This is a genomic window from Iamia sp. SCSIO 61187 (assembly GCF_019443745.1).
GTDB lineage: Bacteria > Actinomycetota > Acidimicrobiia > Acidimicrobiales > Iamiaceae > Iamia.
Genome location: NZ_CP050948.1, coordinates 998777 through 1025350, shown reverse-complemented (window position 1 = coordinate 1025350; position 26574 = coordinate 998777). Strand labels below are relative to the sequence as shown.

Below are 26574 nucleotides of genomic sequence, written 5' to 3'. Positions count from 1 at the left end.
CTGATCGCCACCATGGTGGCGGCGATCCTGCTGTACGCGGTCGATGCCGACGGGCCGCTCGGCGAGGTCGGGTACCTCCTCACCTACGCCGCCGGCGCCGCCCTGGCCTGGGTCGGCGTGGCCCGGCACCCGCCCGGACGGCGATCGCCCTGGACCTACGTCGCCGCCGCCGCCACGATCACCATGGTCGGCGACCTGGTGTACGAGGTCGTCCTCGGCGCGCCCGCCGGGGCCACGATCTCCGACCCGCTCTGGATCGCCGCCTACGGCACGCTCACCGTCGGGCTGCTGCAGCCCGTCCCGCTCCGCTCACCGTGGGACGAGGCCGACGCCGACGCCCTGATCGACTCCCTCGTCGCGCTCATCGTCGGCATCGTCGTGGCCTGGGAGATCGCCATCTCCGACCTCCTCGCCCGCCCCGAGGGTGAGCCGCTCGACCAGATCGTGGCGGCGGTCTACCCGTTCCTCGACGTCGTCCTGCTCGCCGTCGCGGTGCGCCTCCTGCTGCGGGGCGACCGGTCCCGGCCGGTCGTGCTCGCCTCGGTCGGCACCCTCGTCCTCCTCGTGGCCGACCTGACCTTCGCCGCCACCGCCGAGGGCATGGCCGACACCCGCGTCGTCCTGGCGTGGATGGCGGCGCTCCTCCTCCTCTCGTCGTCGACCCTCCCGAGCGACCGGCGGTACAAGGGGAACCCGAGCGGGCGGGTCCGCATGTGGCTCGTCCTCGCGCCCGTCGGGGTCCCGGTGAGCTTTCTCCTGTGGGGCCAGGTGACCCACGACCACCCCAACACGTGGCTCACGCCGATCAGCGTCGTCGCCCTCCTCGGGCTGGCGGCGATCCGGGCCCAGCGGCTCCTGCGGGCCGTGGAGGAGGCGCGCGCCGCCATCGAGGCGCGCGAGCACCGCTTCCGGGCCCTGGCCGCCAACGCCGCCGACGCCGTCTGCATCGCCAACGCCCGAGGTGAGCTCATCTGGGGCGAGGACAACCTGGCCCGCCTGCTCGGCGTCGAGCCCGAGCAGGTCAGGGGCGCCACGGCCGCCGACGAGGATCTCCTCGTCGACCCGCCGGCGGTGCAGATGCTGCTCGGGCGGGCGAACGACGCCCCCGGGGTCGTCTTCTCGCAGGAGATCGAGGTCCGACGGCCCGACGGCACGCACCGATGGTGGGAGGCGAGCGTCGTCAGCCTGCTCGACGACGTCGTGGTCGACGGGGTCGTCGCCAACCTGCGCGACGTCACCGAGCGCCGCCGCATCGAGGACGAGCTGCGCGACCGTGCCTTCCACGACGCCACCACCGGCCTCGCCAACCGAGCGCTCCTGCGCGACCGGGTCGAGCAGGCGCTGCGCCGGGGCGCCCGTCGGGGCACGGGCCCGGCCGTCCTCCACCTCCACCTCGACGGCTTCCGGCCCCTGGTCGACCAGCAGGGCCACGAGGCCGGCGACCGCCTGCTCCGGCAGGTCGCCGACCGGCTCCGGACCACGGTCCGGTCCGAGGACTCCATCGCCAGGGTCGGCATCCACGAGCTCGCCGTCCTCATCGAGGAGAACCACGCCGGGACCGACCAGGCCGCCACGACCGCCGAGCGGATCATCCAGGTCCTCAGCACGCCGCTGGCGGTCGACGGGCGGGAGGTGACGGTCACGACGAGCGTCGGCCTCGCCGTGGGCGACGTGGCGGCGACCGTCGACGACCTGCTGCGGAACGCGGACATCGCGCTGGAGCGGGCCAAGGGCGCCGGAGAGGCGTGCGTGGCCGTGTACGAGGAGGCGATGGGCGCCGAGGTCGCCGAGCGCACCGTGATCAGGGCCACGCTCCCCCACGCCGTCGCCCGCGACCAGCTCGACCTGCTGTACGAGCCGGTGGTCCGCCTCGCCGACGGGACGGTCATGGGCTTCGAGGCCCGCCCCCGCTGGCGCCACCCCGACCTCGGTGTGATCCCGGCGGACCGCTTCCTCCCCCTCCTCGAGGAGAGCGACACGGCCCCGGCGATCGGCCGCTGGATGCTGGACGCGGCGTGCATCGCCGGCGCCGCGTGGCCGAGCAGCGGTCCCGGAGGGGTGGTCCCTGACGTCGGGGTCCACCTGCCCGCTCGGCACCTGCTCTCCGAGGGCATCACCGACGACGTCCGGAGGGCCCTCGACATCTCGGGCCTCCACGCGCCCTCGCTCGTCCTCGAGGTGACCGAGAGCGCCCTCACGTCCGACGCCGGGCGCGCCGCCGAGCGCTTGGACGCCCTGACGGCCCTGGGTGTGCGCGTGGCGGTGGACGACTTCGGGGCCGGGTCCTCGTCGCTCGCCCACCTCCGCCAGCTCGCCGTGCACATCTTGAAGGTCGACCACGCGTTCATCGACACGATCGACGAGGGCTCCGAGGACGTGCCCCCGATCGTCCGTGCCCTGCTCGACCTGGCGGCGACACTCGGCCTGGCCGTCGTCGCCGAGGGCCTGACCCACGTCGCCCAGCGAGACGGGCTGCGCCGCGCCGGGTGCGCCATGGCCCAGGGCCCCCTGTTCTCCTCCGCGGTCGCCGTCGAGGACACGGCCCGCCTGGTGCGGGCGGGCCACCTCGGGCCGCCGACCGACCGCCCGGTCCCGGCGAGCCCCGGCCTCGTCACCTAGCGATCGGCGGGGACCGCCGGGACTCAGCCGGCTGCGGCCTCGTTCCCCCGGGCGTCCAGCTCGAGCGCCGCCCGCCCGGCGACGGTGTACCGGACGTGGGTGACCCCGGCCGTCTCGACCACCCTGTCCTGCACCAGCTCGATCCCTTCGGCCGGCCCCAGGTCGAGGCTGGCGTCGAAGAGGCGCAGGCCGTCGCCGAGCAGGACCGGGACGATGTGGAGCTCGAGCTGGTCCACGAGGCCGGCGGCGAGGGCGGCCCGCAGGAGGGAGCCGCCACCGGCGACGGCGACGTCCTTGGCTCCGGCCGCCTCCTTCGCCTGCTCGATGGCGCGCTCGAGACCGTCGAGCACGAACGTGAACGAGGTCCCGCCCTCTCGCTCGAGGACCTCTCGGGGCCGGCTCGTGACGACGAAGACCGGAGCGCGGAACGGCGGATCGTCGCCCCACGGCGCCTCCCCGCCGTCGAACATGCGCCGGCCCATCACGTAGGCCCCGGCGGCGGCGAAGGTCTCGGCGATGATCTCGGAGCTCACCGACCGCTCGCCACCGGCGAAGCCCTGCCGCTCTCGCCACGACATGGCGTCGATGACCCAACGGGTCACCCGGAAGAAGCCGGGCGCCTCCCACGCCAGCCACCCGTCCATGTCGTCGTCGGGGGCCCGGGGACCGGCGTAGAACCCGTCCAACGAGACCGACATCTGGGCCGTCACCTTCGTCATGGCTTCCTCCTTGGTCAGGTGCGGCGGCTCGCCACACCTGACCGACGTCGGAGCCGAGGGGCACCCCTCGACATCAGCCACGAAGGTCAGCGGGTGCGCTCGGAGGTCAGCGGGTGCGCTCGTGGGGCTCGGCCCGGCGCTCGCGGGCGAAGTTGTCGGCCACCTCCTCGACGATCCCCCCGCCGTGGAGATCCTCCTCGGTGGCGACCGTGCCGAGCGGGACGTCACCCTCGCCGAGCCGGTCGAGGCGGAGCGGGCGGGCGGCCACGAGGGCCTCGATGGTCGCCGGACGGGCATCGCCGACGCGGAGCGTCACCCCGGTCTCGGCCGCCGACGGATCGTGCGGGTTCTTCACCGACATGGCGGGGATCACGACCGCGGCGATGGTGCCGCCCATCGTCGCTCCCACCACGGCACCGACCAGGGCGCGGAGCCAGAGCGGCCAGCCCTCGCCGCCCAGCGGGAGCGCCGCCACCGCCCCCAGCACGGCGCCGATGACGATCGCCGGCGGCAGGAACACCGCGCCTGCCTTGACCGTCTCCTTGGGGTAGGCCACGCCCACGGTCGGCGAGCTGGAGCTGTGGTGGGACTCCTCGAGCACCTCGGCCTCGAGCGACGTCACCTCGTCACGCGCCGCGTCCAGGCGCAGCCGCGACCGGTCGACGCCGCCACGGGCCAGGCGATCGGCGACCTGCTGGGCGGTCTCCCGGTCGGGGAAGACGGCGAGCAGGGCCTGGGCTGGGATCTTGTCGTTCTGCATGCTGTTGGCTCCCGCCGACGGAGGCGACTCAAACACCTCCGGTGGTGCACGCGTCCCACCGGGCGGAGGCCTCGCCCCGGCCGGCGGAGGCCGGTGACGTCGGGGGGTCGCTACGGTCGACGGCATGCGTCGGCGTGCGAGGGCCCTCTCGGGACGATGCCTGGTGGCGGCGCTCGCCGTCGCGGGCGTGGCGCAGGTCGGAGCCGCCTGCGGGGACGACGGGGGACGGACGGAGGCGGGGCCCACCACCGGCGCCGAGCTCTACCAGCGGTCGTGTGCCTCGTGCCACGGCCGCGACCTGCGCGGCACCGACCTCGGGCCGTCGCACCTGTCGCAGGTGTACGCGCCGGACCACCACCCGGACGCGTCCTTCCGCGCCGCCATCGAGGAGGGGTCCACCGCCCACCACTGGGACTTCGGCGACATGCCTCCGATCCGCGGCCTGAGCGACGACGAGATCGACCTCGTGATCGCCTACGTGCGCGAGCAGCAGGAGATCCACGGGCTCGAGCCCTACCCCCCGGGCTGACGCCCTCCGACCCATTCCTTGACGGGAATACGTCGACGCCGTACGGTGAGGACGTGCACGCAGCGGTGTTCAGCGCGCTGGGCGAGCCGAACCGGCTCCGGATCGTCGAGCTGCTCAAGACGAGCTCGTTCCCGGTCGGCGAGATCGCCGAGACGTTGGGCATCCGCCAGCCCCAGGTGTCGAAGCACCTGAAGGCGTTGGCGGAGTCGGGGATCGTCCGCGTCGAACCCCGCTCCCGACAGCGCGTCTACCACCTGCGCGCCGAGCCGTTCGACGAGATCGCCCGCTGGGCCGACTCGTTCGAGCACCTCTGGGAGGTGCGGCTCGACGCGCTGGGCGACTACCTGCAGACCAACGACGCCGAGGAGGATCGGTCGTGATCACGCAGATGCTGAGACGGAAGAAGGAGCTGCACTTCGAGCGCTCGTACCCCGCACCGGTGGAGGCCGTGTGGCGGGCGTGGACGGAGGCGGACCGGCTGCGCCAGTGGTGGGGTCCGGACAAGACGACGATCGCAGAGTGCGAGATCGACCTGCGCGTCGGCGGACGCATCTCCGTCGTCACCGTGGCGAGCGAGGAGATGGGCAAGTACGCCGGCACCCGATGGCCGATGGAGGGCACCTTCACGCGCATCGACGAGCGCCGGGGGCTGACCTACGAGGCCCGGTCCTGGACCGAGGGCGAGGAGGACACGGCGACGATCCGCCACACCAACGACCTCACGCTCACCGGCGACGACGACAGCACGACGGTGACCCTCCACGTCACCATCACCGAGATCGGCCCCAAGGCGAAGCTGGCCGCCTTCGGCATGAAGTGGGGCTACAAGGCCCAGCTCGACGCCCTCGAGGAGCACCTCGCCAGCTGACCCCCGACCACCGACGACCCCCACACGGATCGCGAGCACCCATGACCAAGCGCAAGGAGACCACCGCCGGCCCGAAGCTCCTCTCGGGCGGCAACCCCCAGATCCCCAAGGGCGAGGGCGACGGGCCGGCACAGGACTACATCGCCGCCATGCCGGGCTGGAAGCAGGACGTCGGTCGGCGCCTCGACGACCTCATCGGGCGCACGGTGCCCGACGTCCACAAGGCGGTGAAGTGGAACCAGCCCTTCTACGGCGCCGACGGTGACGGCTTCTTCCTCTCGTTCCGGTGCTACACGGACTACGTGCAGGTGCAGTTCCTGCGCGGCACCTCGCTCGATCCGGTGCCGCCCAAGGGCTCGAAGCACCCGGAGGTGCGCTACCTCGACATCCGCGAGGACGACGACCTCGACGAGGACCAGCTCCGGTCCTGGATCGAGCAGGCCAGCGCCCTCCCGGGTGAGACCATGTGATCGGCCCGGCGGCAGGGCGGGCGCCGTCCATCGCCGCCCCGGGGTGGGGCGCCTGGCAACCTGCTCGCGTGCTCCCCGCCCCCTGCCACCCTCCTCACCAGGGACGACGAGGACCTGGCCGTCCCCGTCACCACGCCGAGCTGATGGGCCGCTCGTCCTCGTGAGCACCCCCGTCCCGTCGTGGGACCCTCTGTCCGAGGCTGCCCTGGCCGACCAGCTCGGCACGTTCGACCGCATGCGGTCTGCGTGCCCCGTCGCGGCGTCGCCTCGCGGGGTGTCGTTGCTCCGCCACGCCGACGTCGTGGCCGCCGCGAACGACCCCGTCCGCTTCTCGTCGGTCACATCCCCGCGCCGCTCGGTCCCCAACTCGATCGATCCCCCCGAGCACACCGGGTGGCGCGCCCTGATCGACCCGTTCTTCTCGGCGGAGCGGATGGCGCAGCTCGAACCACGGGTGCGGGAGATCGCCGAGGGCATCGTCGAGGTGCTCCCCCGGCGGGCCACGATCGACGCCGTCGCCGACATCGGCCGGCCGCTGGCGGTGCGGGCCCAGACGGACTGGCTGGGCTGGCAGGGGACGGAGGAGCGGCTGCTGGCGTGGATGGCCGAGAACCACGCCGCCACCCGCAGCGGCGACCGCGGGTGGACCGCCGCGGTGGCGGCGGCCTTCGACGAGGTCGTGCGCGCCCAGGTGGACCGCCGTCGCCGGCTCGGTGATGCGGCCCCCGACGACCCGACGACCGAGCTGGTGGGCGCCACCCACGCCGGCCGGCCCCTCGCCGACGACGAGATCACCTCGGTCCTGCGCAACTGGACGGCCGGGGACCTCGGCTCGGTGGCGGCGGCGCTGGGTGTCGTGGTCCACTTCCTCGCCACGCACCCCGAGGTGCAGCGGGACCTGCGCCGCGACCCCGCGCCGCTGGCGCCGGCCGTCGACGAGATGCTCCGCATCGACGACCCGTTCCTCGGCAACCGCCGACGCACGACCGAGGCGGTCCGCATCGGCGACCACGAGGTGCCCGCCGGCACCCGGGTGTACCTCAACTGGACGTCCGCGAACCGCGACGAGGCCGTCTTCGGAGATCCGGACGCGTACCGGCCCGAGGAGAACGCGTCGCACAACCTCGTCTACGGCGCCGGTGTCCACGTCTGCCCCGGCCGGCCCCTGGCGACGATGGAGCTCGTGGTCGCCACGAGCTCGTTGCTGGCGGCGACGACCGGCATCGAGCTGGCGCCCGATGCCCAGCCGGTCCGCGAGACCCACCCGGTCGGCGGCTGGCGGGGGGTCCCGATCCACCTGCGCTGAGCTGCGTCAGGTGGGCCCGGCCCCACCGCCGGGCAGGGGATGATGGCGGGCATGGCCGACCTCCTCGTCGAGAACCCCGCCCTGCTGCTGGTGCTCATCGTCGGTGTGGGCGGCATCGTCGGCGCCGTCCGCGTCGCCGGCTTCTCCCTCGGCCCCGCCGCCGCCCTGTTCCTCGGCCTGGCCGTGTCCGCGTGGGACGAGCGCCTCGTCATCCCCGACATCGTCCTCACCGTCGGGCTGGTCCTGTTCGCCTACCTCGTCGGCCTCGACGCCGGCCCCTCGCTGCGCCTCTCCGGCGGCCGACGCAGCGTCGCCGCCGGGGCCGGGGCGGCGGCAGTGATCGTCGGGGCCGCGGGGGCGGTGTGGGCGGCGGGGGCGGTCCTCGACCTGTCGCCCGGCGGGCGCGCCGGCCTGTTCGCCGGGGCGCTGACGAACACCCCGGCGCTGGCGGCGGCGACCGAGCAGCTCGACGCCGGCGATGCGTCGGCGGCGGTCGGCTACTCGCTCTCCTATCCGCTCGGGGTCATCGTGATGCTCGTCGCCTCCCAGCTCGCGCTCCGGAGGCGAGCCGTCCCCGACAGCGCCGGCCGGGAGCTCGTCGCCTGGACCATCCGGGTCGAGCGGGACGACCTCCCCGCCCTCGGTGCGCTCCCGCACGACGGCGACCTGTCCTTCGGGCGGGCCCGGATCGCCGGGCGCATCGCCCTCCCCGACGACGAGAGCCGCCTCGACCCCGGTGACCTGCTCGTGGTCATCGGTCGCAGCCACGACGTGGCCGCCTTCGCCGACGCGATCGGGTCCCGGGCGGACATCCACCTGCCGCTAGACCGTCGGACTCTCGACTTCCGGCGGATGGTCGTCTCCGATCGAGCCGTCGTCGGCCGACGGCTCGGCGACCTCGACCTCCTGGACCGGTTCGGGGCTGCGGTCACCCGCGTCCGGCGCGGCGACGCCGACGTCGTCGCCACCGACGACGTCGTCGTCCGCGCCGGCGACCGGGTCCGCGTGGTCGCCAGCCGGGACCGCTTCGCCGAGGTGGCGGCGTTCTTCGGGGACAGCGAGCGTCGCCTCGCCGAGCTCGACGGGGCCACGCTCGGCCTCGGGATCGCTGCCGGCCTCCTGCTCGGGCTGGTGCCGGTCCCGATCCCCGGCGGCACCTTCCACCTCGGCGCCGCCGGCGGCCCGCTCGTCGTGGGCCTGGCCCTCGGGGCCATCGGGCGCACCGGACCGCTGTCGTGGACGCTGCCCTACGGCATGAACGCCATCCTCCGCCAGTTCGGTGCCCTGCTGTTCTTCGCCACCGTCGGGACCCGGTCCGGCGCCGCCTTCGCCGACGAGGTCGGCTCGTTGCTCGGTCTCGAGACCGTCGCCGCCGGCGCCCTGGTGACGGCCGCCGTCGCCGGCGCGGGCGTGGCCGTGGGCCGGGCCCTGGCGATGGCGCACCCCGCCGTCGCCGGTCTCCTCGCCGGGCTCCAGACCCAGCCGGCGGTGCTCGCCTTCGCCGACCAGCGCACCGACGGGGACGACCGGGTGAACGTCGGCTACGCCATGGTCTTCCCGGTGGCCATGATCGTGAAGATCGTCGCCGCCCAGGTCCTGGCCCGGGCCTGAGGCCCGACGGCGCGCCGGGCCACCGCCGGGTCGCGGCTGGGCCGGGTCCTGCAAGGCGCGCCAGCGCCACGGGTTCGCGCCCGCGCCCACGTCGTGAGGCCACGCCCTAGCCCCGCTGCTCGGCCTCGCCGAGCCCCGCTGCGGCCCACACGAGCGCCTTGAAGGCGCCGGCATCGATGGCGTCCCCCTCGTGGACGTCGATGGCGCGCCGGGTGCCCCCGCCGAGGCTGGCGTTGAACAGCCCGCCCGGGTCATCGAGGGCGGCACCGTCCATGAAGGTGACCTTCACCCGGGCCTTGTAGACCTCGCCGGTGCAGATGATCCCGTGGTGCGACCACGTGGGCACGCCCGCCGGGTTCGACGGCTTCACCCACTTGATCTCCTCGACGACGTCGGGGACGGCCTCGGCGACGAGGGCTCGGACCTCGGCCAGGGTCGCACCCCGCCAGTCGTCGAGGTCGGCGATGATCCGGGCGATGCGCTCCCCTGCGGTGCGGCCGTCGTCTCCGGGTGCCGCCATCAGTGGGCCCCCACGTTGCCGGGGAGGGCGGCGAAGTCCCGCTGGACCTGCCGGTACCACTTCAGGCCCGAGACCGGCCGCCGCCACCGTCCCTTCATGTCCCGCAGGGCCGGCTCGTGGGCCGTGTCGCCGTCGGCCACGACCTCACGGAGGTGGCGGTCCTGCGCCTTGATGACCTCGTTGGCGTCGTCGCCCCCGTGGGCGAGGTCGCACGCCCCGCCGAGCTGCCGGCACGTCATGGTCTTCATGGGTCTTCCTCCATCCTCGTCCGCTCTCTGCGGACCGATCCGAAGTGAGAGTACAACTCTCACTTCGAGAGCGCTAGTCTCATTCTCGTGCCGACCCGAGGAGACGCCCCGCCACCGCCCCGGCGGCCACAGGCGCGGACGCGCCTGGCTCGCGCCGCCGTCGTCGAGGCGGCGCGGCAGCTCTTCCTCGAACGGGGGTACGGGGCCACGACCGTCGACGCCATCAGCACGCTCGCAGACGTCCCGGCCGCCACCGTGTACCGGCTGTTCTCGTCGAAGGTCGGGATCCTGCGCGCCCTGCTCGACGTCTCCATCGGGGGCGACGACGAGGACGTCGCGGTGGCCGCCCGACCGAGGGTCCGAGCCCTCACCGAGGCCGACGATCCCGGGGAGCAGCTGGCGGGCTTCGTCGGCCTGACGGTGCAGATCAACACCCGGGTCGCCCCGCTCTACCGCGTCCTCGTGAGCGCGGCGGGGACGGACCCCGATGCCGCCGCCCTCCTCGCCGACCTGACCCGGCAGCGGCAGGAGGGACAGCGGGTGATCGTGCGGGCGCTCGGCCGCCGCGGGGCGCTGCGACCCGACCGGCGCGCCGGAGAGGCCGCGGACCTCGTCCACGCCCTGCTGTCGCCAGAGATGTACCGGCTGCTCGTGATCGACCGGGGCTGGGCGCCCGAGCGCTACGAGCGCTGGCTCCGAGAGACCCTCGCCGACCAGCTCCTCGCCCCGCCCTGACCGGAGCGACGACCACCGAGGGCCCCGCACCCCGCGACGGTCCGGCCCCGCCCGGAGCCCCTCAGGGCGAGACGAGGACCGCCACGAGGAACGTCGACGACGCCGGGTCGAAGGGGCGCAGGTCCCAGGTCGAGAGGAGGAGCTCCTCGCCGAGCCCGACCGAGGCGGCGTCGGCGCGGAACGCGTCGGGCTCGTAGCCCCGCCCGACACCGAAGCCGACCACCAGCCGGCCGTCCGGGGCGAGGTGGGCCGCCAGCCGGCGGAGGACGTCGACGCGCGTCGCCGGGTCGAGGAACGTCATGACGTTGCCGGCCGACACGACCACATCGAACGGCTCCGGCATGCCCTCGGCGACGAGGTCGAGCACGGCCAGGTCGCGGGTGAGCCACACCACCCCGGGATGGTCGGCCTCGGCGGCGGCGATCAGCTCCGGGTCGAGGTCGACGCCGACCACGTCGTGCCCGAGGGCGGCGAGGCGACCGCCGACCCGGCCCGGTCCGCAGCCGGCGTCGAGGATCCGCGCCCGGCGCGGCACCATGGCGTCGACCAGCCGGGCCTCACCGTCGAGGTCCTGGCCCTCGGCCGCCATCGTCCGGAACCGCTCGATGTACCACGCCGAGTGGCCCGGGTTCTGCTCGATCATCCGCAGCCAGCCGTTGTCGCTCACCCCGTGACCGTACCGAGCCCGCCGCCCGGGCCGGCCTCAGGAGGCGACCCCGGTCGGGCCGTACAGCCGGGCGACGTCGGGCGAGTCGAGCCACTTCGAGTAGGTGGGCGACTGCGGCCAGCCCTCGGGCGAGTCCTGCCACTCCTCCTGGCGACCCCACGGCAAGATGTCGACCAGGGCGAAGGTGTAGCTGAGCTGCTCGGTGCCGCGGCCGTCGGTGTGCCAGGTGCGGTACACGGTGTCGCCGTCGCGGAGGAACACGTTGACGGCGAACCCGCCGCCGGGCGGCGCCCCGACGTCGGCCCCGAACGAGCTCTCCGACGACGAGTACCACTCCATCGTGTTGCCGACCTTCGCCCGGTACGCCAGGGCCTCGTCGATGGGGCCGTTGGTGACGATCACGAAGCGGGCGTCGTAGCCGTCGAGGACGCCCAGGCGGACGAACTGCGACGTGAAGCCGGTGCAGCCGCCGCACTGCCACTCCTCGTCGTCGAACCACATGTGGTTGTAGACGATGAGCTGCGAGCGCCCGGCGAAGACGTCGACCAGGCGGATCGGCCCGTCGGGGCCGATCAGGGTGTAGTCGGGGAGCTCGACCATCGGCAGGCGGCGACGCTGGGCGGCGATGGCGTCGAGCTCGCGGGTGGCGGCCTTCTCCCGCACGCGGAGGTCGTCGAGGGCGGCCTGCCACGTCTCTCGGTCGACGACGGGGGGCAGGGCGGGGGTGGTCTTCTCGGTCACGGTTCCTCCCGGATCGGATGTCCGACGGGTGCAGACCGATGCGGGCGCCAGGAGTCATCGCCAGGCCCCAGGGAGGGCGACCGACCGGCCGCCCCGGCCAGCCCGCCGGGGCGCACAAAGCCGGTGTCGGGCCGGCACACCCCGCGGGGCGGAATGCCCGAGCCGCGCTCGGCGTTATACCCCCCAGGGTATCCACCGCAGGAGAAGAGGATCAGACCCATGGCCACCGTGAACCTGACCGACGAGACGTTCGAAGCCGTCGTGAGCGGCGAGGGCATCACCCTCGTCGACTGGTGGGCGTCGTGGTGCGGCCCGTGCCGCACGTTCGCCCCCGTCTTCGACGCGGCGAGCGAGAAGCACCCCGACATCGTCTTCGCCAAGGTCGACACCGAAGGCGAGCAGCACCTGGCGAGCGCCGCCCAGATCATGTCCATCCCGACGCTGATGGCGTTCCGGGACGGCGTGCTGGTGTTCTCCCAGCCCGGCGCCCTGCCGGCGGCGGCGCTCGAGCAGGTCATCGCCGCCGTGCGGGACCTCGACATGGACGAGGTGCGCCGCCAGCTCGACGAGCAGCAGGCCCCGCGCTCGGCCTGACACCCTCGCCCGGCGGGTCGGCGGAGGGCGCACCCTCCGACCGGGCACCGCCGATCCGTCCCTGGCGATGGGTGGCGGGATCACGGTGTCGTGACCCTCGCCGGCTGTTCGTCGTCGGTGCAGGATGCCGGTCCGACGACCGTGCCGACGGGAGAGGGCCGAGCCATGACCGATGCGAGGCCAGCCACTGCGACCAGGCCGTTCCGGTTCGGTGTGGTCGCGCCGATCACCACCGACCTGTCGACATGGCGAGACCGGGTGCGCGGCATCGCCGACAGCGGCTACTCGACCCTCCTGGTGCCCGACGTCCCCCGCTGGCAGCCCGCCCCCGGACCCACCCTGGCCGTCGCCGCCACCCTCGCCGACCTGCGGGTGGGCACCTGGGTGTACGCCTCCCCCCTGCGCCCGGCGTGGATCACGGCGTGGGAGGCGCACTCGCTCTCGGTGCTCACCGACGGTCGCTTCGAGATGGGCATCGGCACGGGCCGCCCCGGGATCGAGGAGGAGCTCCGTCTGCTGGGGCTGCCGGTGGTCGCCCCGAGCGACCGGCTGGCCCACGTGCGGGAGACGGTGGCGGCGCTGCGCGAGCTCGACGGGTCCGACCTCCACACCCCGGTGGTGATGGCCGTCCGGGGCCCGAGGGCCCAGGCGCTGGCGGCCGAGCTGGCCGACGCGGTGACCTTCGCCCTCGTGCCGGGCGAGGCCCGGGCCGACGTGGCCCGGCTGGCACGCGACTTCCGCGCCCGCAGGGACCTCGAGATGGTGCTCCACGTGCCGGTGATCGGCGATGCCGTCGCGCCGTTCATGGCGCCGCCGGACACCGACCCCGCGCCCTGCGCGCCGCCGACTCGCTGGCGATCCTGCCCGATGACCCGTCGGCGGCCGCCGAGGAGATCCACCGGCGACGGGAGGAGATCGGCTTCTCCACCTTCGTCTTCGGTGCCGACGTCGCCGACGCGCTCGCACCGGTCGTCGCCGAACTGGCCGGGCGCTGATCCGACGAGGTGGTGGGCCCGGACGTCGAGGACACGGCCGCCGCTCCTCCCCTGGGTCGGAGCAGCGACCCGGCTGCCCGACGCGAAGGAGACCGCACCTTGGCAACGACCGACCACCTGGCGAAGCGCCTCGCGCCCTGACGGCTCCGGTCAGCGTTCCAGGGTCGACGTCATCGCAGCGGCGCCCGCGGCCATGAGCTCGGCCACCCCCGGCGCGGCCTCGTCGGGGAGCAGGTCCGTCACCCAGGTGACCGTGCACCCGTCGGTGGTGGTGGCGGCGCTCGCGAGAAGCGCAGGCAGGAGCGGTCCCGCCCGCACCACGTGAGGGCGGGCCGTCGCGACGTCCATGGTCACCGCTGCGAGGGCAGCGCGAGATCAGCGAAGTCGACGGCCTCCCCCAAGAAGTCCGCGATGACGGTCGCCAGCCCGGTGTTCGGGAACAGGTGGATCTTGGAGTGCCGGAGCGTGTGCGCCTGCGCGAGCAGGCCGCCCGGGAACACCATCTCCCGCGTGACCCGCGCCCATACGTGGGACAGCCGGTTCGCTGCGCTGCGGGGGTCGAGTGCAACGACCGCCCCGTTCAACGAGCCGACCGACGTGCCGGCCACCATGTCGGGCGACACCTCGTGCTCGCTGAGCGCCTGGAGCATCCCGACCTGGATGGCGCCCAAGCTGCCGCCACCGCCGAGGACGAAACAAGCAGGACGGGGCAGATCTGCGATCTCCACGACGGACCTCCAACTGGCGACAACCGATTCTCTCAAACGGGGAGGATCTCTTGTGGCGCGCCGAGCGCGGACGCAATGCGTTCAATGTCGTTGGTAACAGCTCACGCGGACCCGACGGTCCGGGCGCCAGCACCGCCGCCAAGTGCTACCGGTTGCTGCGCTCCATCCTCACCACCGCCGTCGAGGACGGGCTGATCCCCGCCAACCCCTGCACGAGTCTTGGAGCGGGACCAAGCCGACGACGCGACCGACCTCACGCCACGGCGGTGCCCCGCAGCGCCCCCTATCCCGACGGTGACGACCATGGCCAGAGCCCCGCCCGCCACGAGCCGCACCGCCGCAGCGCCCCACGGGGATCCACCGAGCTTCGCGCTGAGAACGCCGGTCGCGAAATGAGCCAGCAGCACCGCGACGAAGGCAACGGGGATCCTCATCGACGCCGGCGGCAGCAGGATCGCCAGCAATGGGAGGATCGCCCCGATGCAGAAAGCGCTCCAGATGAACCTGCTGCGGTCCACGGGTTGGCGAGCTCCTCGGCATCGATCCCCAACTCGACGTCGAGGTGGGCACGCAGCACGTCGCGCTGTGTCAGCTCTGCCGCGATGATGGCGGACGACTCGACGCTGAGACCACGTTGGCGCAGCAGCCCGATCAGCTCGGAGTACTCAGCATCGGGGAACTCTGCGAGCTCGCTGCGTTCCTTGGCGATCAGGGCCCGCTCGCTGTCTCGCTGCGTCCTGACCGAGACATATTCCCCGAGCGCCATCGACACCGCACCGGCCACCAATCCGGCGATTCCGGCCGTTGCGATCTGCGACGTGTCGGTCGTCGCGGCCGCGACGCCGATGACCAACCCGGCGGTGAGTGCCTCGACACCGGGTCCAAACTGATCGACAGGCTGGCCTCGAGGTCCTCTACCTCGTGGCCATGCAGAGACGGCCCCGAGGTGACGACCTCACCGGCAAGATCAACGGCTGGAAGATCATCCTGAACGCTCTCAGCGTCCCCTACGGCGACCGGCTCGAGAACACCAACCACAGATGACGATCACGCCCGGATACACAGAAAATCTGACAGTCCCTCACGTCAGCGTTCGCCGGATGTCCTTCATCAGGAGGAACAGGTGCAGCTCGTCGGTGGGTGACGCTTCGAACTCGGGCACGAGATGTCGATAGAACTCGCGGGCTTCGGTGGTCACGGCGTGGACGAGTAGTCCTCGACAGCCGATCTCCTCCCCGAGCGCGAGCGTCCGGGCGATCACGTCCTTCAACAGCCCGGCACCGAGCCCCCGTCCCTCATGCTGGAGATCGACGCCGAGGCGAGCGAGGAGTGCGACGGGTTGCGGATAGCGGCCAGCCCCCTTGCGCATCCGCGGTGGTGCATCGGCGAGCGAGACGCTGGCCATGCACCAGGCGTAGTAGGCCACGACGACATCGGAGTCTGCGGGCGTGACCACGAGGACCCGAGTGGTCCCCGTGCCGACCGATGCTCGGGCGTGGCGAAGGAGCCACTCGGTCTGCTCCACCGACCGGCACCCGAACCCATCCAGGTCGTGGCTCGCGTCGAGCAGCTCAGGCGGGCGGTACGTGCCGGTCACTCCGGGGTGAACGGCGAGGGACGCTCCATCAGCCGACGCAGACCCGGCAGCTCCCGGGGTCGACGACGGTTCACCGCATCCCACGCCTCGGCGGCCTCGACGTCGAGAGCGAACTCGGTCCGGTCTGCCAGCACCCGCTGCGCGGCGATGGTGAGGTTCGACACGACGAACTCGGTCAGATCGATGCCCTGCTCGGCCACGGCGCGGTCGATGAGTGTGCGCTCGTCTTTGGTCGTGCGCACCTCGAGCCGCTCACTCCGTGTCCGAGTGGTTGCCATGACCCACCTCCTCCGATGTCCGGCCACTGTACGGCCATTCCCGCAGCCAGGACAACCTGGATCCGCTCGTGACCCGACAGAGCAGGGCACACGCTTCCGAGCGCCTCGATCGGCCGTCGCCGAGGGTGCGGCTCGGGGTGAAGCAGCGATCGCTCCAGAAGACGGAGGGCACGCCGCTCACCGAGGACGAAGTTCGCCAGCTCATGCGCACCGCCGCCGGCCACCGGCTCTTCCCGCTCTACTGGCTGACCGCCATGACCGGGATGCGCCGCAACGAGGTGCTCGGCCTGAAGTGGCCCGACATCGATTTCAAGAAGAAGCGTCTGCACCTCAACCGCGGGCTGGTCGCCGTCGGCTACGAAGTCCACCAGACCCGCGGCAAGACCAAGACGGCTCGGCGGACCATCGCCCTCGACGACACCACCCTCACCATCCTCGCCGGGTGGCGAGCGTTTCAGGCCGCCGAGTTCACCGCCGTCGGCATCACCAACCACGACCAATGGGTGTTCACCGACGGCGACGGCAACCCCGTCCATCCCCACGCCGTCTACGAGGCGTTCCGGCGAGTCGTGCACAACGCCGGCATCCCCACGATCCGCTTCCATGACCTCCGGCACACGCACGGAAGCTTGCTCATCAAGGACGGGATCCCGGTGAAGGTCGTGAGCGAGCGGCTCGGGCACGCCAACATCGCCTTCACGATGCAGACCTACCAGCACGTGCTGCCCGGCATGCAAGCCGACGCCGCCACCGCGACCGAGCGGCTCGCCAAGCCCGGTCCCCCGCCTGAACTCCGCATGGGGGAAGGCCGGGGGAACCCCCGGAGGAAGACCGCCTGATCCGGGGGAACACCCACACCACGACGAAGGCCCAGGTCGCTGACCTGGGCCTTCGCACTTCACATGGTGGCGGGGGCAGGATTTGAACCTGCGACCTTCGGGTTATGAGCCGGATGGTCAGGCTCGATTCCCGTCCTGTCCTGTGCCTTCCAGTACCTCTGAGGTGGGGTTTCGCGCATTCGACGTGCCAGTCCGTACCACTGCGGACCAGCCAATCCCAGCCCGCGGTGTAGAAGAGAGTGTAGAAGAACGGCGAGGCCGGCACCCGCCCGACCGGCGGCCCGGGTGGTGTCTGCGAGACGGCCGCGACGGAGTCCGATCGACGACGGTCGCGAGGCGCGAGCGGGTGTTGATCTTGTTGTGCATTCCTCAGGTCTCCTCCGGCCGGCGATCGCCGACTTGGCAGCCACTCCCGCTGGGTCGCGCAACGAAGCCTCTCCCCGATCTGCACCACCGGGCGAGTGGGTCCACCAGACTGATCGCCAGCGGTTCGGCGTGGCGGGAGCGACGCCTACGACGGCTCGTCGTCCCGCACCGGGAGGTCGCGACAGCAGCAGGTCGGATGACCCTCACACCGTTGCACGATCACACCTTGATCGACGCGGCAGCCGCACTCGGCACAGTTCATCTCCACCCAGCCGACCGTACCGCCACCTCCTGCGAAGTGGACCAAACTCGAAATGTGGGAACCGTCGGTTGGCTGGTGGTGGCGCTCGCGGGCGTCGCGGCCATCGTGTGGGGCGCCGAGACTTTCGCTGAGCACCTCGCGGTCGCGTCGACCCGGCTCGGGGTGAGCGCGTTCGCTCTGGCGCTCCTCCTCGCCGGAGCGGAGCCCGAGGAGCTGGCGACTGCGGTGACGGCGTCGCTGCGAGACGCGCCGGCGATCGCGTTCGGTGATGTGATCGGCGCCAACGTCGCGATCTGTCTCGTCGCGCTCGGCGTCGGAGCGCTGATCGCGCCGCTTCCGTTCGACACGGGCGTCCTTCGCTACGGGCTGGGTGGACTGGCCGCGGGCGCGCTCGCGGCCTACCTGTCGTGGGACGGGACGATCAGCCGCGCCGGCGGTCTGGTGCTTATTGGGGCGTACGTCGTGAACGCAGCGGCGTCGGGTTCGGCCGCGAGCGCTGCGGCGATGTCCTCGGCAAGGTCGTCGCCTTGGGGCCCTTCGGGGTAGAGAACGACGTCGACCTCGTCACCGGGAGCGATTCCGCAGTCGCGTCGCCACGCCGGTCCGAGCACGATCCCCCATCCGTCGTCGATCGCTTCGACGACGGCTCGGACACCCATGCCGTTCACGGAGCCGGCCACGGGATGCGAGGGCTTGTGGCCCCAGGCGTCGTCGGGCGCGAAGGGAAGCGGTACGAGGACGCGCCGCTTTGCGTTGCTGACAACGGTCGCCGTGAAGCGACGGGAGGGGCCGGCCATGGTTCTCATCATCGCGGAGCGGCTCGGGTCGGGTCGTCGGACTGCGGCGAGCACCTCGACTGCCACCCTGGCGACGCCGCTACCGGCAGATGCGCTCCGTCTGAGTCTGCTTTCGGCTGCTGCCTGGCCTCGTCACGGTCGCCCCATCGTTGCGGCGAACCGATCGCGGGTAGAGGTCCATCGACCCTCTATCCGACAGGAGCTGACCCATGGCCACCCCCACATCGACGAAGTCATCGGCCCGCCACGACCAGATGGCAGACGGATCCGGCGATCACCGCGACGAGAAGTCCACATCGGGTGGCCTGACCGACGAGCAGCGCACCTACCTGCGGTACGGGGCGATGATCCTGACGTCGATGGTGCTCATGTACTTCGTGATGTTCACCGGGTCATGGGAGTTGAGCCACGTCCGTTTCAGCCAGAGCCGGGTCTTCATGGCCATCACCATGGGCGGCACCATGGGCTTGGTCATGCTGGCCTGGATGTTGAACATGTACAGCAACGTCAAGGGCAACATCGCCATCGTCGTGGTCAGCCTGCTGCTGCTCGGCGGCGGCATCGCCTTGGATCGCAGCCAGGCCACCGTCGGTGACGTGTCGTTCCTGCGGGCGATGATCCCCCATCACTCGCTGGCCATCACCCGCTCGGAGCGGTTCAACAACGACGACATCCGAGTCTGCGAGCTGGCGGTGGAGATCAGCGAGGCGCAGCGCCGTGAGATCCTCGAGATGGAGTGGCTGATCGACGACATCGACCAGAACGGGGCAGCCACATCACCGGAGGAGGCTCAGCAGCGAGCGGTCCCGGACTTCGACGTGGCCGCTGAACGGGAGTGCAACGGCGGCTGACGCTACCGTCGAACGGATGGGCCCGGCACCGATCCGTCGACGTCCGACGACATTGACCATCGCGGCGTGTGAGCTCGTGGCGCTGGCCGCCGGAGCGTGCTCCAGCGACGACTCGACCGCCCGAGCCAGTGATTCCTCCGGTGGCGCAGAGCTGTATGGACAGTCGTGCGCGTCCTGCCACGGCGCCGACCTCCGCGGCACCGACCAGGGCCCGTCGCACCTGTCGCAGGTCGACGCACCCGACCACCACCCCGACGCGTCCTTTCGAGCTGCGGTGACCCAGGGCTCGGCGGCGCATCACTGGGACTTCGGGGACATGCCGCCCGTCGAGGGACTCAGCGACGAGGAGATCGACCTGATCATCGCCTACGTGCGCGAGCAGCAGGAGACCCACGGACTCGACCCCTACCCGCCTGGCTGATCCGATCGGATCCGGTGTCGCCGGTGGTGTTGGGCCATGACCGCGACGCAGACACCGGCGGCGACGGTGCCGATGGCGATGGCTGCGGCAGGACCGATAGCGACGCCGAGCACCGTGGTGAGCACGATGATGAGCAGCATCGGCCCCGCACAACAGACGGCCAACGCGACCAGCAGGACGTGATCGGATCGATCCGCCCCGGCACCAGATGGGTCGGTCATGACGCCACCGCCTTCTCGACGGGCTGTGGGGCGGGTTGGTCGGCGAGCTCCGGAGGGCGGAGCTCGACGCGGCGGAGGAGCTGGGCGTTGAGGGCCACGACGATGGTGGAGACGCTCATCAGGATGGCGGCCACCGCGGGGGGCATGGTGATGCCGGCCCAGATCAACGCGCCGGCGGCGATGGGGATGGCGAGCACGTTGTAGCCGGCGGCCCACCACAGGTTCTGGAGGCTCTTGCGGTAGGCGGCCTTGGAGAGCCGGATGATGCTGACCACGGCGCGTGGGTCGGAGCTGGCGAGGATGAGTCCGGCGGACTCGATGGCGACGTCGGTGCCTGCGCCGATGGCGATGCCGACGTCGGCGCGAGCCAGCGCCGGGGCGTCGTTGACGCCGTCGCCCACCATCGCCACCTTCAGGTCGCGGGCCTGGAGCTCGGCGACCTTGGCGTCCTTGTCCTCGGGGAGGACCTCGGCCATGACCTCGTCGATGCCGAGGTCGGCGCCGACGGCGTCGGCGACCTGTCGGGCGTCGCCGGTGATCATCACGACCCGGCGGTCCATGGTGTGCAGCTCGTCGACGGCGTGGCGGGCCTCGGGGCGGATCTCGTCCTCGAGTGCGATGCCACCGACGATCGCGTCGTCGCGGGTGAGGTACAGGACCGAGGCACCGCGATCGCGCCAGCGCGATGACCACTCGGACAGCGCGTCGGGCTCGGTGAGCGAGCGTTCCCGCAGCAGGGCGGGCCCGCCGACCGCGTACGCGGTCCCGTCGATCGTGGCCTCCACCCCGCGCCCGGTGATGGACCGGAACTCCGAGGCGGGGGCGATGGGTCCTCGGTCTCGTGCGGCGGCGACGATGGCCCGGGCCAGGGGGTGTTCGCTGTCGGATTCGACGCCGCCTGCGACACGGAGGACCTCGTCCTCGTCGATGCCAGCGCCGGCAACGCCGACGACGGTGTGAGCACCCTTGGTGAGGGTGCCGGTCTTGTCGAAAAGGAACGTGTCGACGGTGCGGCTCTGCTCCAGCGCGAGGCGGTCCTTCACCAAGATCCCATTGCTCGCCGCGAGCGCCGAGGAGATCGACGTCGTCAACGGGATTGCAAGGCCGAGGGCGTGGGGGCAGGAGATGACGAGCACGGTGACGACGCGGGTGACCGCTTCGTCGGTGTCACCGAGGGCAACCCACACCACCGCGGTGATCGCCGCAGCGCCGGTGGCGACGTAGAACAGCAGCGCGGCGGCCCGGTCGGCCAGGACCTGGGCCCGGGACTGTGACGACTGCGCCTCCGCGACCAGCCGCTGGATGCCCGCCAGCGCCGTCTCCTCCCCCACTGCGTCGACCCGCACCCGGATGGCCGAGTCGGTGGACACCGTGCCGGCGACGACCCGGTCACCGCGTTCCTTGGTCACGGGCTTGGACTCGCCGGTGATCATGGACTCGTCGAGCTCGGCGGACCCCTCGATGATCTCGCCGTCGGCCGGAACGCGGGCACCGGAGCGGACCAGCACCACATCCCCACGCTGAAGCTCGTCGACGGCGACCGACTCGACCGTGCCGTCGGGCCCCACCCGTTCGGCTTCGTCGGGGAGCAGCGCGGCGAGGGCGGCGAGGGCGTCCTGGGCCTGGCCGAGGGCCCGCATCTCCTGCCAGTGGCCCAGCAGCATGATCGTCACCAGGGCAGCCAGCTCCCACCAGAAGTCCAGGTCGAACGCGTCAAGGGAGGTGGCCATCGACGCGACGTAGGCGACGGTGATCGCCATAGCGATCAGCAGCATCATCCCCGGCTGGCGGTCCTTCAGCTCCCGTCGGCCACCCTCGAGGAACGGCCAGCCGCCCCAGAAGAAAATCACCGACCCGAGGATCGGGCCGACCCACTCGATGCCGGGGAAGTCGAGCCCGTAGCCGAACCAGTCCATGACCATGTGGCTGGTGGCGACCACCGGGATCGTCATGGCCAGGCACCACCAGAACCGCTGGCGGAACGCCTCGGTGTGGTGCCCGGCGTGCTTGCCGGCGGTGTGCTCGCCGTGACCACCCTCGCCACGTCGAACTTCGTGACCGGCGTGGTGGTCCGGTCCGTGACCGTCGCCGCTGCTGTGATCGGCGGCGGTGTCGCTGTGGGTGTGGTGCTGTTCGGGTGCCATGTCGGGGCCTCCGCTGCTCGGGTTCATGATGCCGCGAGGTGCGGCTCGTCGTCGTTGGTCGGTGAAGCGGCTCGTCGTCGTTGCCGGCGGTGCAGCACGGCCAGCGCCACGATCGAGGCGGCGATCGCCAGGAGGCTGACCCAGATGTTCACCCGCAGCCCGGCGATGCGGGTGGCGTCATCGATGCGCAACGCCTCGACCCACAGTCGACCGAGGCCGTAGCCGCCCACGTAGAGGGCGAACAGGGTCCCGGGCGCGGCGCCGGGACGGCGGCGCTCGTAGAGCACCAGCAGCCCGGCGAGGGCGAGGTTCCACAGCGCCTCGTAGAGGAACGTGGGATGGAAGGTGGCGAACCGCTCGTAGCCGTCGGGCCGGTGGGCGACGTCGATCCGCAACCCCCAGGGCAAGTCGGTGGGCCGGCCGAAGAGCTCCTGGTTGAACCAGTTGCCCAGCCGGCCGATGGCCTGCGCGAGCGGGATGGCCGGGGCGACCACGTCGAGCAGTTGCGCGGCCGGCAGCCCTCGGCGCCGGGCCAGGACCACCCCGGTGACCACCCCGGCGAGGAGCCCGCCGGGGATGCCGAGGCCGCCCTCCCACACCGCGAAGGCGTGCAGCCAGCGGCCCTGGAACCGGTGGTAGTCGGTGAGCACGTGGTAGGCCCGCGCCCCAAGGAGGCCGGCGATCACGGACCACGTCGCCAGGTACGAGATGTCGGCGGGGTTGCCGCCGCGGGCCGCCCAGCGACGCTGGGCGACCCACACCCCCACCAACACCCCGAACGCGATGGCGAGCCCGTAGGCCCGCAGTTGCAGCGGCCCGATGCCGATGGCGTTCTCCGGCGGGCTCGGTATCGCCCCCACCAGGAGGGCGACGCTCACGGCTCCTCCACCACCAGGGTGCCTTCCATGCCGGCCTCGCGGTGGCCGGCGACGGTGCAGTAGAAGGTGTATTCGCCCGGTTCGTCGGCCCGCAGGCCGCCTTCGGCGGTCTCGCCGCGGTCGGCGGCGACGTGCACGTCGATGTCGTCGATGGTGAAGTCGTGCAGCAGGTCATCTGAGGTCAGCACGATGGCGACGTCTTCGCCGGCGGTGACGGTGATCTCGTCGGGGTCGAACTCGAAGGACGTGGCCTCGACCTCGATGCGTCGGGCGCCGGGCGCGACGGGGGTGGACTCGTCGTGGCCGTCCATGCCGCCCATGTCGCCGTCCATCTGATCGGACCTGGAGCCCATCGGGTCGTCGGTGGACGCTTCGTCGTCGCCACAAGCGGCGAGGACCAGGGAGAGGGTGAGCAGGGACAGAACAACAGCAATGAGGGATCGGCGCATGAGCGCGCTCCTTTCGAGAGAACGGATGTGGCGGTGCGCAGCCGCGCACCGGGGTGTTCAGATGAAAGGGCGCTTCAACAGCGCATGACCGACAGCCGGACCCACGCCGGGTCTGGCGGCCGTTGCGACTCGACCAGGCCACTTGCGGCCCGTTCGAGGGTGGCGGCGAGGGCCGTGATCAGCCCGCCGCCCAGGCGGCGTCGGGCCAAGCCGATGCCGACGATGGTGGTGATGATGGCCATGCACGCGGCCATCACGTGCCCCGCCAGGCAGTCGAGGCAGTGACCGTGCTCGGACGGTGACGCGGAGGCATCGAGGTGCACGCCGGGCTCGGTGTGGGCGTGGGCGTCGACGACGGGCGCCGCGGCCGCGGCGGCCGGGCTGTGGTGATCTCCGGCGCCGGCGTCGAGGCCGTGCATCAGCAGGAGCGCGCCGACCAGCATCGGCAGGACCAGCAGCCAGGTCCAGCGGGGCAGGCGCGTCGGCATCACGATCGACGGTACAGCCCGAGATGGCCTCCGGTCCCGTGCCGCTAGACGTCGCCGGTGACGCCGTCCCGGGAATGACGAAAGCCCAGGTCTGTGACCTGGGCTTTCACATGGTGGGGGCAGGATTTGAACCCGGGACCTTCGGGTTACGAGAGAAGGCGAACGCAAGGTCGTGCCGCTGGGTGCCGTCGTCCGACGCGGTTCGGACCGACCAGGGACTCAGACGGCAGCCCGCGGAGCGAACATGATGACGGCGACGCCGACGAGACAGATGGTGGCGCCGACGTAGTCGTAGCGGTCGGGCTTGAAGCCGTCCATGACGATGCCCCAGGCAAGGGAGCCGGCGACGAAGATGCCGCCGTAGGCGGCGAGGATGCGCCCGAAGTTGTTGTCGTCCTGGAGGGTGGCGACGAAGCCAAAGGCGGCGAGCGCAGCGATCCCGGCACCGATCCATGCCACGCCACGGTGCTCGCGGACGCCCTGCCAGATGAGCCACGCACCGCCGATCTCGGCGACTGCGGCGATGATGAACAGGGCGAGGGCCCGGGCGACACTCACCCCAACAGGGCTCGCTGGTTCCGACGATGTTGCGCGGGATGGTCTCTAGGTGACCGTGGCGGGGCTCACGGCACGCGGTGACGGGTCGGCGCCGAGACCGGCACTGGTTCGCCCACGGGTTCGCACTCGGTGGCACCCGTGGGCCGGTTGTGTCCGGGCGAGGATCCAGGCGCCGCGGATCAGAACGACGGCGATGGCCGCGGCGAGACCGAGGAAGATGCCGGCAGTGGCCGCGAGCCCGGCGGTCACGCCGAGTGCGGCGATGATCGGCGGTGCGCAACTCGAGGCCAGCGCCGCCGAGCCCGCAGGTCAGGGATTGCCCATCATGGGCCCGTTCATCATCCAGTTGTCCCAGTCACCCATGTGCTGGTCCATCCAGTCGATCATCTGATCGCACCATTCGGTGGTGTCGGCTCCGGTGGGGACGCCGCTGGGGTTGGTGCCCATCCACTGCGCACACGTGGCGCGCATCGAGGCGGGGTCCTGCCACATCATCGAGCCCGACATCATCCCGTTCTGGCCGGATGCGTTGGGGCCCATGCGCTGGTTCATCCAGTCGGTCATCGAGCTGCACCACGCGCCGTCGGGGCCGCCGGTGCCCTGGTAGCTGTCGGCCCACTGCTGGCAGCCCTGGTGCATCCACCCGATCGGGGCAGCGTCGTAGGACGGGGTGTCGTCGTCCTGGCTCGCGACGACGGCCCACGCGTTGGCGTCCCGCGAGGTGGTGTAGGTCGGCGTCGGTCTGGTCCTCGACGCTGGCTATCAGTGTGGCTCAGGCGGTGATGGCCAGGGGCGGCTCCTCGGGATCGGTCGTGTCGGCGGTGGCGTAGAGCTTGGCCATGGAGGCTTCTGAGAGGTAGCGGCGTTCGGCGACGGCCCATTCGTCGTGGGTCTCGACGACCACGGCGGTGATGAGCCGGGCGACCGATGCGTCGTTGGGGAAGATCCCGACGACGTTGGTGCGACGCTTGATCTCGCCGTTGAGCCGCTCGAGCGGGTTCGTCGACCAGATCTTGCGCCAGTGCGCCTGGGGGAAGGCGGTGAAGGCCAACAGGTCCTCGGCGGCGTCGCCGAGGAGGGCCGCAACGTCGGGGAACTGGGCGGCAAGCATGGCCTGGACTTCGTCGAGCTGGGCGCGGACGTGGGCGGCGTCGGGTTGGGCGAACACGGTCCGGATGGCGGCGGCGACCATCTCGACCGACGCCTTCGGCACGCGAGCGAGGACGTTGCGCATGAAGTGGACCCGGCAGCGCTGCCACGCCGAGCCCACGAAGGTCGACTCGATCGCGGCCTTGAGGCCGAGGTGGTGATCGGAGATCACCAGCTGCACCCCGGCCAGGCCCCGGGCGCGGAGGCCCTTGAAGAACGCGGTCCAGAAGGCCCCGGACTCACTGTCGCCGACCTCGACGCCAAGGACCTCCCGGTCGCCGTTGGCGGTCACGCCGGTGGCGACCACCACGGCTCGGGACACGACGCGGCCGTTGATGCGACCCTTGACGTAGGTGGCATCGGCGAACACGTACGGGAACTCGACATGGCCCAGCGAGCGGGTGCGGAACGCCTCGAGGTCCCGGTCGAGCTCGGCGCAGATCCGCGACACCTCTGACTTGGAGATCCCCGAGCTGACACCGAGGGCGGCGACGAGGTCGTCGACCTTGCGCGTCGAGACGCCGTGGACCCAGGCCTCCATGACCACTGCGAACAGGGCCCGGTCGATGCGGCGGCGCCGCTCGAGCAGCGACGGGAAGAACGACCCAGTCCGCAGCTTGGGGATCTTGAGCTCGACGTCACCGGCCGGGGTCGCCAACAACCGGGGGCGGTGCCCGTTGCGCTGCGCGGTCCGGGCGTCGGTGCGTTCATGGGGCGCGGCGCCTATCACGGCGGTCGCTTCGGCCTCGATCAACTGCTGGAGGATCCACTCCAGGCTCGTGCGGATGGTGTCGGTCAGCTCCCCGGCGCGCAACGCGTCGAGCAGCTCGGACAGGTCAGACTCTGAGAGGGCCACCGGCGGTGTCTCCTTGTTCGTATCCCGGCTAGGACACGTCGAGGATCTCGCCGGTGGCCCACCCAAGTGGTGGACCCCGCCGACCTACACCACCCCAGGGGACACGATCGCCCACGCCCCGACGGCGAGCACCAGCACCGCGATCAGGATCCCACCGACGAGCAGCCAGCTCCGCTTCGACGGGACGGTGACCGCGGCGGGGGTCTCGGCGGGTTCGGTGGTGACTTCGTCGGCTGCCATGAGGTGATCGTGCGCCACATCCCTCCGTGGCGGAAGGGACCTTGGGCCCGATGTGGTGGCGGAGGGCACC

The 26574-nt window shown here is 71.8% G+C and carries 32 protein-coding genes and 3 pseudogenes; 14 read left to right on the top strand and 21 right to left on the bottom strand.

Annotated elements, in window-relative coordinates; translation table 11 throughout:
- The first annotated feature begins 12 nt into the window (after window positions 1-12).
- On the top strand, window positions 13-2619 hold the full coding sequence (locus HC251_RS05020) for a bifunctional diguanylate cyclase/phosphodiesterase (RefSeq protein ID WP_219944210.1): 2607 nt from the start codon (window positions 13-15) through the stop codon (window positions 2617-2619).
- A 23-nt stretch (window positions 2620-2642) separates the two neighbouring features.
- Here the strand turns inward: HC251_RS05020 and HC251_RS05015 are convergent, their stop codons facing one another.
- Together HC251_RS05015 and HC251_RS05010 are read right to left on the bottom strand one after the other, a co-directional pair.
- Complete coding sequence (locus HC251_RS05015; protein WP_219944209.1) at window positions 2643-3338, bottom strand: dihydrofolate reductase family protein; 696 nt, start codon at window positions 3336-3338, stop codon at window positions 2643-2645.
- A 106-nt stretch (window positions 3339-3444) separates the two neighbouring features.
- Entirely contained in the window at window positions 3445-4098 is a 654-nt protein-coding gene (locus HC251_RS05010) for a hypothetical protein (RefSeq protein ID WP_219944208.1), read from the bottom strand.
- Window positions 4099-4261: 163 nt separating this feature from the next.
- On the opposite strand from HC251_RS05010, the gene HC251_RS05000 reads away from it, so the two are divergent.
- The 6 genes from HC251_RS05000 (at window position 4262) to HC251_RS04975 (ending at window position 8882) form a co-directional block, all read left to right on the top strand.
- Window positions 4262-4627: a cytochrome c gene (locus HC251_RS05000; protein ID WP_219944206.1), complete on the top strand. Its 366-nt coding sequence runs from the start codon at window positions 4262-4264 to the stop codon at window positions 4625-4627.
- A gap of 53 nt (window positions 4628-4680) precedes the next feature.
- Window positions 4681-5007 carry a helix-turn-helix transcriptional regulator gene (locus HC251_RS04995; RefSeq protein WP_219944205.1) on the top strand — a complete coding sequence of 109 codons (327 nt, stop codon included), beginning with the start codon at window positions 4681-4683 and terminating at the stop codon, window positions 5005-5007.
- Window positions 5004-5495 carry an SRPBCC domain-containing protein gene (locus HC251_RS04990; protein WP_219944204.1) on the top strand — a complete coding sequence of 164 codons (492 nt, stop codon included), beginning with the start codon at window positions 5004-5006 and terminating at the stop codon, window positions 5493-5495. Before HC251_RS04995 ends, HC251_RS04990 begins: the two co-directional genes overlap by 4 nt.
- 41 nt (window positions 5496-5536) lie before the next feature.
- Window positions 5537-5965, top strand: coding sequence for a DUF1801 domain-containing protein (locus HC251_RS04985; protein ID WP_219944203.1), 429 nt, complete (start codon window positions 5537-5539; stop codon window positions 5963-5965).
- Window positions 5966-6125: 160 nt separating this feature from the next.
- Window positions 6126-7271 carry a cytochrome P450 gene (locus tag HC251_RS04980; protein WP_219944202.1) on the top strand — a complete coding sequence of 382 codons (1146 nt, stop codon included), beginning with the start codon at window positions 6126-6128 and terminating at the stop codon, window positions 7269-7271.
- 51 nt (window positions 7272-7322) lie between these two features.
- Window positions 7323-8882: an aspartate:alanine exchanger family transporter gene (locus HC251_RS04975; protein WP_219944201.1), complete on the top strand. Its 1560-nt coding sequence runs from the start codon at window positions 7323-7325 to the stop codon at window positions 8880-8882.
- A 106-nt stretch (window positions 8883-8988) separates the two neighbouring features.
- On the opposite strand, the gene HC251_RS04970 is transcribed toward HC251_RS04975, so the two are convergent.
- Both HC251_RS04970 and HC251_RS04965 read right to left on the bottom strand, forming a co-directional pair.
- Window positions 8989-9402 carry a DUF1801 domain-containing protein gene (locus tag HC251_RS04970; RefSeq protein ID WP_219944200.1) on the bottom strand — a complete coding sequence of 138 codons (414 nt, stop codon included), beginning with the start codon at window positions 9400-9402 and terminating at the stop codon, window positions 8989-8991.
- Window positions 9402-9650: a hypothetical protein gene (locus tag HC251_RS04965; RefSeq protein WP_219944199.1), complete on the bottom strand. Its 249-nt coding sequence runs from the start codon at window positions 9648-9650 to the stop codon at window positions 9402-9404. The genes HC251_RS04970 and HC251_RS04965 overlap by 1 nt, the downstream gene beginning before the upstream one ends.
- Before the next feature lie 87 nt (window positions 9651-9737).
- On the opposite strand from HC251_RS04965, the gene HC251_RS04960 reads away from it, so the two are divergent.
- On the top strand, window positions 9738-10385 hold the full coding sequence (locus HC251_RS04960; protein ID WP_219944198.1) for a TetR/AcrR family transcriptional regulator: 648 nt from the start codon (window positions 9738-9740) through the stop codon (window positions 10383-10385).
- 61 nt (window positions 10386-10446) lie between these two features.
- Here HC251_RS04960 and HC251_RS04955 read toward each other — a convergent pair whose 3' ends face one another.
- A complete protein-coding gene (locus HC251_RS04955) occupies window positions 10447-11028 on the bottom strand; it encodes a class I SAM-dependent methyltransferase (RefSeq protein ID WP_370651334.1) in 582 nt (193 codons plus the stop codon).
- Between the two features lie 60 nt (window positions 11029-11088).
- Entirely contained in the window at window positions 11089-11793 is a 705-nt protein-coding gene (locus tag HC251_RS04950) for a DUF899 family protein (RefSeq protein WP_219944196.1), read from the bottom strand.
- Window positions 11794-12012: 219 nt separating this feature from the next.
- Here HC251_RS04950 and trxA point away from each other — a divergent pair, with 219 nt between their 5' ends.
- Both trxA and HC251_RS04940 read left to right on the top strand, forming a co-directional pair.
- Complete coding sequence (gene trxA, locus HC251_RS04945) at window positions 12013-12387, top strand: thioredoxin (protein WP_219944195.1); 375 nt, start codon at window positions 12013-12015, stop codon at window positions 12385-12387.
- 165 nt (window positions 12388-12552) lie between these two features.
- Window positions 12553-13382 (top strand): annotated as a pseudogene (locus HC251_RS04940) (LLM class flavin-dependent oxidoreductase).
- A gap of 150 nt (window positions 13383-13532) precedes the next feature.
- Here HC251_RS04940 and HC251_RS26180 read toward each other — a convergent pair.
- From HC251_RS26180 to HC251_RS04920, 5 genes and pseudogenes are all read right to left on the bottom strand, one after another.
- Window positions 13533-13736 (bottom strand): hypothetical protein, encoded by a 204-nt coding sequence (locus HC251_RS26180; protein WP_370651274.1) that lies wholly within the window; start codon window positions 13734-13736, stop codon window positions 13533-13535.
- Complete coding sequence (locus HC251_RS04935; protein ID WP_219944193.1) at window positions 13733-14110, bottom strand: patatin-like phospholipase family protein; 378 nt, start codon at window positions 14108-14110, stop codon at window positions 13733-13735. Before HC251_RS04935 ends, HC251_RS26180 begins: the two co-directional genes overlap by 4 nt.
- 101 nt (window positions 14111-14211) lie before the next feature.
- Window positions 14212-14963, bottom strand: a pseudogene (locus HC251_RS26175) (VIT1/CCC1 transporter family protein).
- A 228-nt stretch (window positions 14964-15191) separates the two neighbouring features.
- The gene (locus HC251_RS04925; protein WP_219944191.1) at window positions 15192-15536 is read right to left on the bottom strand and encodes a GNAT family N-acetyltransferase; all 345 of its coding nucleotides are present in this window, start codon (window positions 15534-15536) and stop codon (window positions 15192-15194) included.
- Window positions 15537-15703: 167 nt separating this feature from the next.
- Window positions 15704-15985 carry a DUF1778 domain-containing protein gene (locus HC251_RS04920; RefSeq protein WP_219944190.1) on the bottom strand — a complete coding sequence of 94 codons (282 nt, stop codon included), beginning with the start codon at window positions 15983-15985 and terminating at the stop codon, window positions 15704-15706.
- 137 nt (window positions 15986-16122) lie between these two features.
- Here HC251_RS04920 and HC251_RS04915 point away from each other — a divergent pair, with 137 nt between their 5' ends.
- Complete coding sequence (locus HC251_RS04915; protein ID WP_219944189.1) at window positions 16123-16824, top strand: site-specific integrase; 702 nt, start codon at window positions 16123-16125, stop codon at window positions 16822-16824.
- Window positions 16825-17386: 562 nt separating this feature from the next.
- The gene (locus HC251_RS04910; RefSeq protein WP_219944188.1) at window positions 17387-17998 is read left to right on the top strand and encodes a hypothetical protein; all 612 of its coding nucleotides are present in this window, start codon (window positions 17387-17389) and stop codon (window positions 17996-17998) included.
- 11 nt (window positions 17999-18009) lie between these two features.
- Here the strand turns inward: HC251_RS04910 and HC251_RS26170 are convergent.
- A pseudogene (locus HC251_RS26170) lies at window positions 18010-18249 on the bottom strand (DUF1905 domain-containing protein); the annotation flags it as partial.
- Window positions 18250-18593: 344 nt separating this feature from the next.
- On the opposite strand from HC251_RS26170, the gene HC251_RS04905 reads away from it, so the two are divergent.
- Window positions 18594-19100 (top strand): DUF305 domain-containing protein, encoded by a 507-nt coding sequence (locus HC251_RS04905; protein ID WP_370651333.1) that lies wholly within the window; start codon window positions 18594-18596, stop codon window positions 19098-19100.
- 16 nt (window positions 19101-19116) lie between these two features.
- Complete coding sequence (locus HC251_RS04900) at window positions 19117-19521, top strand: cytochrome c (protein WP_219944187.1); 405 nt, start codon at window positions 19117-19119, stop codon at window positions 19519-19521.
- Here HC251_RS04900 and HC251_RS04895 read toward each other — a convergent pair.
- The 9 genes from HC251_RS04895 to HC251_RS04855 all read right to left on the bottom strand — a co-directional run bounded on the left by HC251_RS04895 (window position 19506) and on the right by HC251_RS04855 (window position 26504).
- Complete coding sequence (locus tag HC251_RS04895; RefSeq protein ID WP_219944186.1) at window positions 19506-19742, bottom strand: hypothetical protein; 237 nt, start codon at window positions 19740-19742, stop codon at window positions 19506-19508. The genes HC251_RS04900 and HC251_RS04895 overlap by 16 nt on opposite strands.
- Window positions 19739-21886 (bottom strand): copper-translocating P-type ATPase, encoded by a 2148-nt coding sequence (locus tag HC251_RS04890; RefSeq protein WP_255566601.1) that lies wholly within the window; start codon window positions 21884-21886, stop codon window positions 19739-19741. The genes HC251_RS04895 and HC251_RS04890 overlap by 4 nt, the downstream gene beginning before the upstream one ends.
- A gap of 23 nt (window positions 21887-21909) precedes the next feature.
- On the bottom strand, window positions 21910-22764 hold the full coding sequence (gene lgt, locus HC251_RS04885; protein ID WP_219944185.1) for a prolipoprotein diacylglyceryl transferase: 855 nt from the start codon (window positions 22762-22764) through the stop codon (window positions 21910-21912).
- Window positions 22761-23213: a cupredoxin domain-containing protein gene (locus HC251_RS04880; protein ID WP_219944184.1), complete on the bottom strand. Its 453-nt coding sequence runs from the start codon at window positions 23211-23213 to the stop codon at window positions 22761-22763. Before HC251_RS04880 ends, lgt begins: the two co-directional genes overlap by 4 nt.
- A gap of 74 nt (window positions 23214-23287) precedes the next feature.
- Entirely contained in the window at window positions 23288-23701 is a 414-nt protein-coding gene (locus tag HC251_RS04875; protein WP_219944183.1) for a hypothetical protein, read from the bottom strand.
- A gap of 219 nt (window positions 23702-23920) precedes the next feature.
- A complete protein-coding gene (locus HC251_RS04870; protein ID WP_219944182.1) occupies window positions 23921-24259 on the bottom strand; it encodes a YnfA family protein in 339 nt (112 codons plus the stop codon).
- 309 nt (window positions 24260-24568) lie between these two features.
- Window positions 24569-24898, bottom strand: a complete 330-nt coding sequence (locus HC251_RS04865; RefSeq protein WP_219944181.1) for a hypothetical protein — start codon at window positions 24896-24898, stop codon at window positions 24569-24571.
- 133 nt (window positions 24899-25031) lie between these two features.
- The gene (locus HC251_RS04860) at window positions 25032-26264 is read right to left on the bottom strand and encodes an IS256 family transposase (protein WP_219942972.1); all 1233 of its coding nucleotides are present in this window, start codon (window positions 26262-26264) and stop codon (window positions 25032-25034) included.
- Window positions 26265-26348: 84 nt separating this feature from the next.
- Window positions 26349-26504 carry a hypothetical protein gene (locus tag HC251_RS04855; RefSeq protein ID WP_219944180.1) on the bottom strand — a complete coding sequence of 52 codons (156 nt, stop codon included), beginning with the start codon at window positions 26502-26504 and terminating at the stop codon, window positions 26349-26351.
- Window positions 26505-26574 lie beyond the last annotated feature (70 nt).